Genomic DNA, 12,958 nt, shown 5'->3' with positions numbered 1-12,958 from the left:
GTTACCAGAGCCTTAATTAACCACAACCTTAGCCGATTGTCATCAGGCTGGCGTTCCCCCCGGCAGCGGCGGTATTGACGCTCAGAGAGCGTTCAATGTACAGCCTCTCCAGCAGAATATTGCTTTCGCCACGGGCAAAACCCTGGACTGATACAATCGCCCCTTCGCGGGCAGCTACCGCTTCGCACAGTGAACGCAGTTGATCGGAATCGCCGTGGAAAATAACGGCATCAAACGGCTGCGTGGTAATGTTGTCCGCTTTGGCAAACTGAATGCGCCCGGAGACGGCGGCTGGCAGACGTTTTGCCAGTTCACGATGGAACGCATCATCTGGCCACAGGATTAAGCTACCAACGGAAGCCACAGCGGCAACCTGTACCAGCGCGTCCTGTTCATCATCGGCGATACACAGTACGCGTTCACGCGGCAACAGCGTCCAGGTATTGCGCTCGCCAGTGGGTCCAGGCAGCAGACGCTGAGTACCGGCCTGCGCCAGTTCGCCAAACTGCTGGCAGAGCGCATGCAGCGAGGGTCGATCGGTTGCCCATTCGCTGAGTGCTTCCAGCGGCTGAACGAGTGCAGCTTTAAGCTGCGCATCGACCGGGTAGTCTGCATCCTGACGGGCAAGCGTAATGCCTAACGCATTTTCCGGGCGGTTAGCCAGCAGGCGATACAGATACAGCGGTCCACCTGCTTTTGGCCCGGTACCAGACAAGCCTTCGCCACCGAATGGCTGAACGCCGACAACGGCACCGACCATATTGCGGTTAACGTACAGGTTCCCCACGTGTGCCGATCCTGTGACCTGGGCGATGGTTTCATCGATACGGGTGTGTACGCCCAGCGTCAGGCCGTAGCCGGAGGCATTAATTTGCTCAATCAGGTTGCCCAGATTGTTACGGGTGTAGCGCACGACGTGCAGTACCGGACCAAACACCTCTTTTTGTAATTCGTCGAAGCTTTCCAGCTCGATCAACGTCGGAGCAATAAATGTACCGGTTTGCCATTCACGCGCATCGTCGCTGTTTTCGCGCACGGCCTGAAACACCGGGCGTCCTTTGGCGCGCATGGCCTGAATATGGCGTTCAATATTGGTTTTGGCTTCTTCATCAATTACCGGCCCAATATCGGTGGTCAGGCGACCTGGATTACCCATGCGACATTCCGCCATCGCGCCGCGCAGCATTTTCAGCGTATGGTCGGCTACATCATCCTGCAGACACAGGACGCGCAGCGCGGAGCAGCGCTGTCCGGCGCTGTCAAACGCTGAAGCCAGAACGTCGACCACGACCTGTTCCGTCAACGCGGAGGAGTCGACAATCATTGCGTTCATCCCACCGGTTTCGGCGATAAGCGGGATTGGACGCCCCTGAGCATCAAGGCGGGTGGCAATATTGCGTTGCAACAGCGTGGCGACTTCCGTTGAGCCGGTAAACATGACGCCGCGTACGCGCTCATCGGAAGTGAGCTGCGCCCCGACGGTTTCACCCTGACCAGGCAACAGTTGCACCACGCCCGGCGGTACACCCGCTTCGAGCAAAATAGCGATGCCCTGGGCGGCAATTAACGGGGTTTGTTCCGCCGGTTTCGCCAGCACGCTGTTACCCGCCGCCAGCGCGGCGGCAATCTGCCCGGTGAAAATGGCCAGCGGGAAGTTCCATGGGCTGATACAAACCACGGGTCCTAACGGTCGATGGGTTTCATTATCGAAATCATCGCGAACCTGACCGGCATAATAATGCAGGAAGTCTACCGCTTCGCGCACTTCCGCAATGGCGTTGCTGAAGGTTTTACCCGCTTCGCGTACCAGGATGCCAATCAGCTGCTGCATCTGACCTTCCATCAGAACGGCGGCACGATGCAAAATGGCGGCGCGCTCTTGTGGAGGTGTGGCGAACCAGATCGGCGCGTTATTCGCTGCGTTCTGTAACGCCTGTTCCACTTCAGCATAAGTCGCCTCGCGCACGTAACCGACAATGTCTTTCGGCTCGGCTGGGTTAACGACTGGCGTCATTTCGCCGTCAGCAACCGGGTGCTCCAGAATGGGTTTAGCGTGCCATTTTTGTAGCGCGCTGTTGAGCAGGGCAGAGGACAGCGAGGCCAGACGATGTTCGTTAGCTAAATCCAGCCCGCCTGAGTTTTCGCGGCCTTTACCGTACAGGTCAAGCGGCAGGGCAATCTTCGGATGCGGCAGACCGGCCTGACCTTCTTGCTGCGCCAGTTTTTCAACAGCCTCGACCGGATCGGCAACCAGTTCATCCAGCGGCAGGGTCGTGTCGGCAATGCGGTTGACGAACGAGGTGTTGGCGCCGTTTTCCAGCAGACGACGCACCAGGTAAGCCAGCAGCGTTTCGTGCGTGCCGACCGGTGCATAAATGCGGCATGGACGATTCAGTTTGCCATCCGCAACTTTGCCGGTGACCTGCTCATACAGCGGTTCGCCCATGCCGTGCAGGCACTGGAACTCGTACTGACCCGGATAGTAGTTTTGACCGGCTAACTGATAAATCGCCGCCAGCGTATGGGCGTTGTGGGTGGCGAACTGCGGGTAGATCAGATTCGGTACGGCAAGCAGTTTTTTCGCACAGGCCAGGTAGGAAACGTCGGTGTACACCTTACGGGTGTAGACCGGATAACCTTCCAGACCGTCCATCTGGGCACGTTTAATTTCGCTATCCCAGTAGGCGCCCTTAACCAGACGGATCATCAGGCGGCGGCGGCTGCGCGTGGCGAGGTCAATCAGATAGTCGATAACATACGGGCAGCGCTTCTGGTAGGCCTGGATAACAAAACCGATCCCGTTCCAGCCTGCCAGTTCGGGTTCAAAGCACAGTTTTTCCAGCAGATCGAGGGAGATCTCCAGTCGGTCAGCCTCTTCGGCGTCGATATTAATGCCGATGTCGTACTGACGTGCCAGCAGAGTAAGCGATTTCAGACGAGGATAGAGTTCATCCATTACGCGATCATACTGCGCACGGCTGTAACGCGGATGCAGTGCCGACAGCTTGATAGAAATGCCTGGCCCTTCGTAGATACCGCGCCCGTTAGAGGCCTTACCAATGGCATGGATCGCCTGCTGGTACGAAACCATATAAGCCTGTGCATCGGCGGCGGTCAGGGCCGCTTCGCCCAGCATGTCATAGGAGTAACGGAAGCCTTTTTCTTCCAGTTTACGCGCGTTAGCCAGCGCTTCAGCGATGGTCTCCCCGGTGACAAACTGCTCGCCCATCAAGCGCATGGCCATGTCGACGCCTTTACGCACCAGCGGCTCACCGCTCTTGCCGATAATACGGTTGAGTGAGCGTGAGAGGCTGGCTTCGTTATGCGTAGAAACCAGACGACCGGTAAACAACAGCCCCCAGGTCGCCGCGTTGACGAACAGAGACGGGCTGCGGCCAATGTGCGACTGCCAGTTACCGTTGCTGATCTTGTCGCGGATTAACGCATCGCGGGTCGCTTTATCTGGAATACGCAGCAAGGCTTCGGCCAGACACATCAGCGCGACGCCTTCCTGTGAAGAAAGGGAGAATTCCTGCAATAAACCTTGTACCATCCCGGCGCGACCGCTAGCGGTCTTCTGGTTACGCAGTTTGTCTGCCAGATCGTATGCCAGCTTATGCGCCTGCTCGGCGATGGGCTGCGGCAGACGAGCCTGCTCCATCAGCATCGGTACGGCGTCGGTTTCGGCGCGGCGGTATGCGGCAGTGATTGCCGCGCGAGAAACTGACTGCGGCAGGATCTGTTCGGCAAATTCCAGGAAAGGCTGATGCGCTTCATTTTGCAACGTGGTCGACTCATCGCCCTCATTCGCAGCACCCGCCAGCAGGGCCGGTAGTTCAGGAAGCGCGTCGTCATTTTCCAGTCTTTCGAGATAATTAAAAATGGCTTGTTTGATCAGCCAATGTGGCGTGCGATCGATTCGTGATGCTGCTGTTTTAATACGCTCGCGAGTGGCGTCATCCAGCTTAACCCCCATCGTGGTGGTTCCCATGCCGTTTACTCCTGTTGTACTGAAATACGGGTCTGATAGTTACCGAGAAATATCCACTATGTTGCAACTTTGTGCAACCGTGTTAAATGTGACTTGGTTTGCAAGCTTGGAAATGAATGAAATGTTAATAAACGTGAGTGTTTTGACGGGGGCTATAAAAGTTGCCGAATCTTTTTCTCTGCGGTAGTTAACACTTTTAAAAGGTGCAACCGAAAAAAGTGTGAGAGAGTGCAACCTACAGAAAAATGCTATCTACTCTGGATTAAATTTGATGTAAATGGTGTGTTAAATCGATTGTGAATGACCATCGCTTCCGGCAGGATACGGTCGCCCTGGTAAACATAGATATCTTTGCCACGTTCCGGCAGGGTAATAAAACGGCAAGCCACGGCATTGCTGATACATAATTTTGGAGAGTTTTGATGGCTATTAGCACACCGATGTTAGTGACATTCTGTGTCTATATTTTCGGCATGATATTGATAGGGTTTATTGCATGGCGTTCAACCAAAAACTTTGACGATTACATTCTGGGTGGACGCAGTCTGGGTCCATTCGTGACCGCGTTATCCGCCGGGGCATCTGACATGAGCGGCTGGTTGCTGATGGGGCTGCCTGGCGCGATTTTCCTGTCGGGGATTTCAGAAAGCTGGATCGCTATTGGCCTTATTTTGGGCGCGTGGATCAACTGGAAACTGGTGGCCGGACGTTTACGCGTGCATACCGAATACAATAACAATGCGCTGACGTTACCGGATTACTTTACCGGTCGCTTTGAAGATAAAAGCCGTATTCTGCGTATTATCTCCGCGCTGGTTATTCTGCTGTTTTTCACCATCTATTGTGCTTCCGGTATTGTGGCAGGGGCGCGTCTGTTTGAAAGCACCTTTGGCATGAGTTACGAAACAGCGCTGTGGGCAGGGGCGGCCGCGACGATTATTTATACCTTTATCGGTGGTTTCCTGGCGGTAAGCTGGACCGATACCGTCCAGGCCAGCCTGATGATCTTCGCCCTGATCCTGACGCCGGTGATGGTAGTCATTGGCGTGGGTGGGTTTGACGATTCGCTGGAAGTGATTAAACAAAAGAGCATTGAGAACGTGGACATGTTCAAAGGGCTGAATTTTGTTGCCATTATTTCCCTGATGGGCTGGGGTCTGGGCTACTTCGGTCAGCCGCATATTCTGGCGCGCTTTATGGCGGCTGATTCTCACCATAGCATTGTTCATGCCCGCCGCATCAGTATGACCTGGATGATCCTGTGTCTGGCAGGTGCAGTTGCCGTTGGCTTCTTTGGTATCGCTTACTTTAACAACAACCCACAGCTTGCCGGTGCCGTTAACCAGAACGCCGAACGCGTGTTTATTGAACTGGCGCAAATCCTGTTCAACCCGTGGATTGCCGGTATTCTGCTGTCTGCGATCCTCGCAGCGGTGATGTCGACCCTGAGCTGCCAGCTGCTGGTGTGCTCCAGTGCAATCACCGAAGACTTGTATAAAGCGTTCCTGCGTAAAAATGCCAGCCAGAAAGAGCTGGTATGGATTGGTCGTATCATGGTGCTGGTTGTGGCGCTGGTGTCTATCGCGCTGGCGGCGAACCCGGAGAACCGTGTGCTTGGTCTGGTAAGCTACGCCTGGGCCGGCTTTGGCGCGGCGTTTGGTCCGGTGGTTCTGTTCTCCGTAATGTGGTCGCGTATGACGCGTAACGGCGCGCTGGCCGGGATGCTCATCGGTGCGGTGACGGTAATCGTCTGGAAGCAGTTTGCCTGGTTGGGTCTGTATGAAATCATCCCGGGCTTTATTTTCGGCAGCATCGGTATTGTGGTCTTCAGCCTGTTGGGTAAAGCGCCTTCAGCCGCTATGCAGCAACGTTTTGCCGAGGCTGATGCACATTATCACACAGCTCCGCCATCGCGTTTACAGGCAGAGTAATCCGCCTCGCTCCTTAAGCCCGCCGCGTGCGGGCTTTTTTATTTGTCCCCGCTGCAAAACCGCCCTAATCGTTACCCGCCTAACTGTTTACATTAAGTCATCATTCTCAAAACATTCTGCTTGAGTTTTTCTTTACTGTAATGATAATCACTATCACTGTAATTTACTTTTCTTTTCATCAATTGACTGAGAATAACGTTTAAGGGTTCTTCGCATGTTTGTTCCATTTCTTATTATGTTGCGCGAAGGGTTAGAGGCCGCGCTGATAGTCAGCCTGATTGCCAGCTACCTGAAACGGACTCAGCGTGGTCGATGGATTGGTGTGATGTGGATTGGTGTTCTGCTGGCGGCGGCGTTATGCCTGGCGTTAGGCGTTTTCATCAATGAAACCACCGGTGAATTTCCGCAAAAGGAACAGGAGCTGTTTGAAGGCATCGTGGCGGTCATTGCCGTGGTGATCCTCACCTGGATGGTGTTCTGGATGCGTAAAGTTTCGCGCAACGTCAAAGTCCAGCTTGAACAGGCTGTCGATAACGCGTTGCAACGCGGCAATCATCACGGCTGGGCGCTGGTGATGATGGTCTTTTTTGCCGTTGCCCGTGAAGGGCTGGAATCGGTGTTCTTCCTGCTGGCGGCATTCCAGCAAGATGTAGGCATTTGGCCACCGTTAGGTGCGATGCTGGGGCTGGCCACCGCGGTGGTACTGGGTTACCTGATTTACCTCGGCGGCATTCGCCTCAACCTCGGGGCATTCTTCAAATGGACCAGCCTGTTCATTTTGCTGGTGGCCGCTGGTCTTGCTGCTGGGGCCATCCGTGCGTTCCACGAAGCCGGGTTATGGAATCATTTTCAGGATGTGGCGTTTGACATGAGCAGCGTGCTTTCAACGCATTCGCTGTTTGGCACATTGATGGAAGGTATTTTCGGCTATCAGGAAGCGCCGAGCGTCAGCGAAGTCGCCATTTGGTTTATCTACCTGATTCCGGCATTGATTATGTTTGCACTGCCGCCGCGTTCAGGCACTACGGCATCGCGTACCGCACCCTGATAAAAACGCGATGCAGAATACTCCTTAGTTACAACATACTTATTTATAGGGATAGGTCATGACGTTTAATTTTCGCCGTAGTGCGCTGCAGTTGGGTATTGCCGCGCTGTTTGCCTCCGCTTTTTCTGCACAAGCCGCCGATATTCCGCAGGTGAAAGTCACGGTTAACGACAAACAGTGTGAGCCGATGACGATCACGGTTAACGCTGGGAAAACGCAGTTCATCATCCAGAACCACAGCCAGAAAGCGCTGGAGTGGGAGATCCTTAAAGGGGTTATGGTGGTTGAAGAACGTGAAAACATTGCGCCGGGCTTTAGCCAGAAAATGACAGCTAACCTGCAGCCAGGTGAATATGATATGACCTGCGGTCTGTTGACCAACCCGAAAGGCAAACTCATTGTAAAAGGTAGCGCAACGGCGGATGCCGCGCAGGGCGATGCTCTGCTGAGCCTAAGTGGCGCAATTACCGAATACAAAGCCTATGTGACAGCCGAAACTGCACAACTGGTTGCGGGCACCAAAGCATTCACCGATGCGATTAAAGCTGGCGATCTGGAAAAAGCGAAATCGCTGTATGCGCCAACCCGTCAGCATTATGAGCGTATTGAACCGATTGCTGAACTGTTCTCCGATCTCGACGGCAGCATCGATGCGCGTGAAGATGATTATGAGCAAAAAGCCGCCGATCCTAAATTCACCGGCTTCCACCGCCTGGAGAAAGCGTTGTTCGGCGACAACACCACCAAAGGAATGGACAAGTATGCCGACCAATTAAACCGCGATGTTCTTGACCTGCAAACGCGTATTAGCGAACTGGCCTTCCCACCGTCAAAAGTGGTTGGCGGGGCAGCAGGACTGATTGAAGAAGTCGCTGCCAGCAAAATCAGCGGAGAAGAGGATCGCTACAGCCATACCGATCTGTGGGATTTCCAGGCCAATATCGATGGCGCGCAGAAAATCGTCGATCTCCTGCGCCCTCAGTTACAAAAATCCAATGCTGAGCTGTTGGCGAAGGTGGATGCGAACTTCAAAAAAGTCGATACCATTCTGAGCAAGTACCGTACCAAAGACGGTTTTGAAACCTATGACAAACTGACCGACGCCGATCGCAATGCGCTGAAAGGGCCTATCACGACGCTGGCGGAAGACTTGTCGCAATTACGCGGTGTTCTGGGTCTGGATTAAGCAAAATGCAGCAAGATAATGAAAACGGCGTGAGCGAACCTTCACGCCGACGTTTACTGAAAGGGATGGGCGCCCTGGGTGGGGCGCTGGCGCTGGCGGGTGGATGTCCGGTTGCCCACGCGCAAAAACCACAAAGTGCGCCGGGAACGCTGTCCCCCGATGCGCGTAGTGAAGCGCAGCCGTTTTATGGTCAGCATCAGGCAGGGATCCTGACGCCGCAGCAGGCATCGATGATGCTGGTGGCGTTCGATGTTCTCGCCAGCGATAAGGCTGATCTGGAACGCTTGTTCCGCTTGCTGACCGCCCGATTTGCGTTTCTGACCACGGGCGGGCCGGCGCCGGATACGCCGAATCCGCGTTTGCCCCCTATGGATTCCGGTATCCTCGGCGCATACATTGCGCCAGACAACCTGACGATGACGTTGTCAGTCGGCGCCTCGCTATTTGATGAACGTTATGGCCTGAAATCGCAGATGCCGAAAAAGCTGCAAAAAATGACCCGCTTCCCGAATGATTCGCTGGATGCGGCGCTGTGCCATGGTGATTTGCTGCTGCAGATTTGTGCCAACACGCAGGACACCGTTATCCATGCGCTACGCGATATCATTAAACATACGCCCGATCTCCTTAGCGTGCGCTGGAAACGTGAAGGGTTTATTTCCGACCATGCCGCGCGCAGCAAAGGCAAAGAGACCCCGGTCAACTTGCTTGGCTTTAAGGACGGCACCGCGAATCCGGACGCGACGGATACGAAGTTGATGCAGGACGTGGTGTGGGTTACGCACGGGCAGGGCGAACCTGTTTGGGCGCAAGGTGGTAGTTATCAGGCCGTCAGGCTCATTCAGTTTCGCGTCGAGTTCTGGGATCGGACGCCGCTGAAAGAGCAGCAAACGATATTTGGTCGAGATAAACACACCGGCGCGCCGCTGGGTATGCAGCACGAGCACGATGTGCCTGACTATGCCAGCGATCCCGAGGGTGAGGTGATTGCGCTCGACAGTCATATCCGCCTGGCGAATCCGCGCACGAAAGAGGCCGAGTCCAGCCTGATGATGCGCCGTGGCTACAGCTATTCGCTCGGTGTGACCCCATCCGGTCAACTGGATATGGGACTGTTGTTTGTCTGCTATCAACACGATCTGGAAAAAGGCTTTTTGGCTGTGCAGAAACGCCTCAACGGTGAAGCGCTGGAAGAGTATGTCAAACCAATTGGTGGGGGCTACTTCTTTGCTTTGCCGGGTGTCAAAACCGCAGATCAATATCTGGGACAGTCTCTACTCGAAGCCTGATGATTACGCCCCGTTGTACAGCGGGGCTTTTCCTGACATCTGTATGAATGAACAAATTATTTTTTATGATCGGTACGAGACTGAAATAATTCTGTCATCTCTCTGCAAGAGACTGTCTTTGGTGATTAGATAGAATTTAAGTTAACGACAAGTAAAAATATTGTTGCATTAACGAAAGATTATGATGTAATTATAAGAAACAGCGGTAGTTCCCGGCGGTGATAGTCGTTCACTATGGAGATCGCGATGGAAAAGTCCTGTATTGGACACATTTTTCACAGTAGCTGCAGTACGTTACGCGGACGTTTCTCTTCCGGTAGCCACCTCGTCACCGCTAAATCTCTCTCCCTTTCACTTCTTATCTTCGTAACTGACACCTTGTACGGTGCGCGTAGCCGTGTGTGGCGTCTTATCCGAAAGCAAGCAATGGCTTACAAGGAAGCCAACCCTCAGATGTTCGTGCGCATAATCGTGCCGCCAACGGCGCGTGTGATGTATACCTACAACTCAAGGTGCTATCCATGGGAAGACAAAAAGCAGTGATCAAAGCTCGTCGTGAAGCAAAACGTGTGCTGAGGCGGGATTCGCGTAGTCATAAACAACGTGAAGATGAATCGGTCACCTCGCTTGTGCAGATGGGCGGCGTAGAAGCGATTGGTATGGCGCGTGATAGTCGCGACGCCACGCCAATCACGGCGCGGAATGAAGCTCAGGCCCAGTACCTGAATGCTATCGAGAGTAAACAGCTGATCTTTGCTACCGGTGAAGCCGGGTGTGGTAAAACCTGGATCAGCGCGGCAAAAGCAGCAGAGGCCCTGATCCACAAAGACGTGGACAGGATCATTGTAACCCGTCCAGTTCTGCAAGCTGATGAAGACCTCGGCTTCTTACCTGGAGATGTTTCCGAGAAGTTTGCGCCTTATTTTCGTCCAGTGTATGACGTGCTGGTGAAACGTCTGGGCGCCTCCTTCATGCAATATTGCCTGCGGCCTGAGATTGGTAAGGTGGAAATCGCGCCATTCGCCTATATGCGTGGACGCACATTTGAAAATGCAGTGGTCATTCTTGACGAGGCTCAGAATGTTACTGCAGCGCAGATGAAGATGTTTTTGACTCGCCTCGGGGAGAATGTGACGGTGATTGTGAACGGGGATGTGACCCAGTGCGATCTACCCGCCCACGTTCGCTCAGGGCTAAGCGATGCGCTGGCCCGTTTCGAAGAAGATGATATGGTTGGGATTGTTCGTTTCAATAAAGACGATTGCGTCCGTTCGGCACTCTGTCAGCGGACGCTCAATGCTTACAACTGATAAGTACTCCGTCTTCAAGGCCCGGGAAACCGGGCTTTGTTATTTGACGTCAGCAAATTACTTTCTTTTGCTGCTCCAGTAGTTGGCGCAGGCCTGGTCAAACAGCTGGTTATTTTGGTCTATTTTCTTTAGCGCTTGTGCCAGAAAGGTCAGCAGGTCATCCTTATAAATCCCACCTACCGTAGTTTCTTTTCGTAAGATCCCATTGCTGGCGTAGGTTTTTTTAATGGTGACGTTATGCCTGACGTTGCAAATAACCGTTCGCTGATACTCTTCGTAGAATCGGCTGTCAGGATCGAAAAACGTATTTATTTCATTCGGTGTACGTTTGAGGATTTTTCGCGAGAAAACCTTCAACGGAATAAATCCTGCTTCGTCTGCCTGCGGCATGATCTCATCAAGCAAAGTTCCTTCTATGTTTAACATGCTGTTATTTTCCTGATTGCTTGAGAAAGCGGTAGTTACAGCATAAGAGTGGTTTAGATAATGTGCAACGGGGCGGGGGATGATGCCTGATAGCACGTTGCTTATCAGACCTACAGGTTAACGCTATTCAAGACGGCTCACATGCGAAAAAAAAAGCCCGTACTTGCGTACGAGCTCTTTCTCGAATATGGCGGTGAGGGGGGGATTGACTCGCTTCGCTCGCCCTTCGGGCAGCCTGTTCGCTGCACTCTCAGTCTGTCCAACTGGCTGCGCCGCTACTCGGCCCATCCCTGGGCCTCGCCCCTACGGGGCCAGCGCATGCGCTGTTCAAAATTGCTCCCGGCAATTTTGTGTCGACCCCCGGTCGGGGCTTCTCATCCCCCCGCAGGTGTGCAACATGCGAAAAAAAAGCCCGTACTTGCGTACGAGCTTTTTCTCGAATATGGCGGTGAGGGGGGGATTCGAACCCCCGATACGTTGCCGTATACACACTTTCCAGGCGTGCTCCTTCAGCCACTCGGACACCTCACCATATTGTTGTCCCTGTGCTACCGGAACGGGCGCTAATTTAGGGAAATACCGCTCCGGCGTCAATCAACTTTTTGAAAAAAACGTGCATTTACACAAACTTCAATCAATATGCAGCTTAAATAAGCGGGAATTGTTTTTTTTGCCAGCACCCTAAAATTTGCTACTCTGATGTTCCCTCGAAAAATGATGATTATAAGTGCGAGTACGTTCCGCATAACAATGTTCAGGAGACGCTATGGATATAATTTTCTATCACCCAACATTCGATTCAACCTGGTGGCTTAATGCGCTGACAAAGGCCATACCCGGCGCGCGGGTCCGTGAGTGGAAGGCTGGTGATAATGCGCATGCTGACTACGCGCTGGTCTGGCATCCTCCGGTTGAAATGCTCGCCGGACGAAAATTAAAAGCCGTATTTGCGCTGGGTGCGGGCGTCGATTCTATTCTCAGTAAACTAAACGCTCATCCGGAAATGTTGGATGCGTCGATCCCGCTTTTCCGTCTGGAAGATACGGGGATGGGCCTGCAAATGCAGGAATATGCGGTTAGTCAGGTATTGCACTGGTTCCGTCGCTTTGATGACTACCAGGCATTAAAAAACCAGGCGAAATGGCAACCGTTGCCAGAATATACCCGCGATGAGTTTAGCGTCGGGATCATGGGCGCTGGTGTTTTAGGCGCAAAAGTTGCAGAAAGTCTGCAAGCATGGGGGTTCCCGCTACGCTGCTGGAGTCGTACGCGTAAATCCTGGTCTGGTGTGGAAAGCTTCGCCGGTACCGAGGAACTGGGCGCGTTTTTGAGTCAAACTCGCGTGCTGATCAACCTCCTGCCTAATACGGCAGAAACCGTAGGCATTATTAACGCTGATTTACTCAGCCAATTGCAGGATGGTGCTTACGTGCTCAACCTGGCGCGCGGCGTTCATCTCAATGAAGACGATCTTCTGGCATCGCTGGACAGCGGCAAAGTGAAAGGTGCCATGCTGGATGTCTATAGCCGTGAACCGCTGCCGGAAACCAGCCCGCTATGGAAACATCCGCGTGTGGCAATGACGCCGCATATCGCCGCGGTAACACGCCCAGCAGAGGCGGTGGACTACATCTCCCGTACGATTTTGGACCTGGAAAGTGGGAAATCCGTAACGGGTCAGGTCGATCGCGTTCGGGGATATTGATGGTAACCCGGCAAGTGCCGGGTTTCAGCTAATAAATGGCGACGATACCTGCTATCCTTGACGGAAAATGAC

At 53.4% G+C, this 12,958-nt stretch carries 9 protein-coding genes and 1 tRNA gene; 7 read left to right on the top strand and 3 right to left on the bottom strand.

The window, feature by feature from the left end; translation table 11 throughout:
* Positions 1-28: 28 nt before the first annotated feature.
* Positions 29-3,991: a trifunctional transcriptional regulator/proline dehydrogenase/L-glutamate gamma-semialdehyde dehydrogenase gene (gene putA, locus OGV65_RS07275; protein WP_286454785.1), complete on the bottom strand. Its 3,963-nt coding sequence runs from the start codon at positions 3,989-3,991 to the stop codon at positions 29-31.
* 422 nt (positions 3,992-4,413) lie between these two features.
* On the opposite strand from putA, the gene putP reads away from it, so the two are divergent.
* The 6 genes from putP to phoH all read left to right on the top strand — a co-directional run bounded on the left by putP (position 4,414) and on the right by phoH (position 10,755).
* On the top strand, positions 4,414-5,922 hold the full coding sequence (gene putP, locus OGV65_RS07270) for a sodium/proline symporter PutP (RefSeq protein ID WP_016152586.1): 1,509 nt from the start codon (positions 4,414-4,416) through the stop codon (positions 5,920-5,922).
* A gap of 214 nt (positions 5,923-6,136) precedes the next feature.
* On the top strand, positions 6,137-6,970 hold the full coding sequence (efeU, locus tag OGV65_RS07265) for an iron uptake transporter permease EfeU (protein ID WP_019076441.1): 834 nt from the start codon (positions 6,137-6,139) through the stop codon (positions 6,968-6,970).
* Between the two features lie 58 nt (positions 6,971-7,028).
* On the top strand, positions 7,029-8,156 hold the full coding sequence (efeO, locus tag OGV65_RS07260; RefSeq protein ID WP_016156169.1) for an iron uptake system protein EfeO: 1,128 nt from the start codon (positions 7,029-7,031) through the stop codon (positions 8,154-8,156).
* Between the two features lie 5 nt (positions 8,157-8,161).
* Positions 8,162-9,445 (top strand): iron uptake transporter deferrochelatase/peroxidase subunit, encoded by a 1,284-nt coding sequence (gene efeB, locus OGV65_RS07255; RefSeq protein WP_286454784.1) that lies wholly within the window; start codon positions 8,162-8,164, stop codon positions 9,443-9,445.
* A gap of 246 nt (positions 9,446-9,691) precedes the next feature.
* Positions 9,692-9,988 carry a hypothetical protein gene (locus OGV65_RS07250; protein ID WP_016152591.1) on the top strand — a complete coding sequence of 99 codons (297 nt, stop codon included), beginning with the start codon at positions 9,692-9,694 and terminating at the stop codon, positions 9,986-9,988.
* Complete coding sequence (gene phoH, locus OGV65_RS07245; protein WP_016152592.1) at positions 9,967-10,755, top strand: phosphate starvation-inducible protein PhoH; 789 nt, start codon at positions 9,967-9,969, stop codon at positions 10,753-10,755. The genes OGV65_RS07250 and phoH overlap by 22 nt, the downstream gene beginning before the upstream one ends.
* A gap of 57 nt (positions 10,756-10,812) precedes the next feature.
* Here the strand turns inward: phoH and OGV65_RS07240 are convergent, their stop codons facing one another.
* A complete protein-coding gene (locus OGV65_RS07240; RefSeq protein WP_047501085.1) occupies positions 10,813-11,181 on the bottom strand; it encodes a hypothetical protein in 369 nt (122 codons plus the stop codon).
* 443 nt (positions 11,182-11,624) lie between these two features.
* Positions 11,625-11,712: transfer RNA gene (locus OGV65_RS07235), tRNA-Ser, on the bottom strand.
* 235 nt (positions 11,713-11,947) lie between these two features.
* Here OGV65_RS07235 and ghrA point away from each other — a divergent pair.
* Complete coding sequence (gene ghrA, locus OGV65_RS07230; protein WP_286454783.1) at positions 11,948-12,886, top strand: glyoxylate/hydroxypyruvate reductase GhrA; 939 nt, start codon at positions 11,948-11,950, stop codon at positions 12,884-12,886.
* Positions 12,887-12,958: the final 72 nt, after the last annotated feature.

This window comes from Citrobacter sp. Cb004, from assembly GCF_030337065.1.
GTDB lineage: Bacteria > Pseudomonadota > Gammaproteobacteria > Enterobacterales > Enterobacteriaceae > Citrobacter > Citrobacter braakii.
This window is presented reverse-complemented; position numbering and strand designations above follow the sequence as displayed.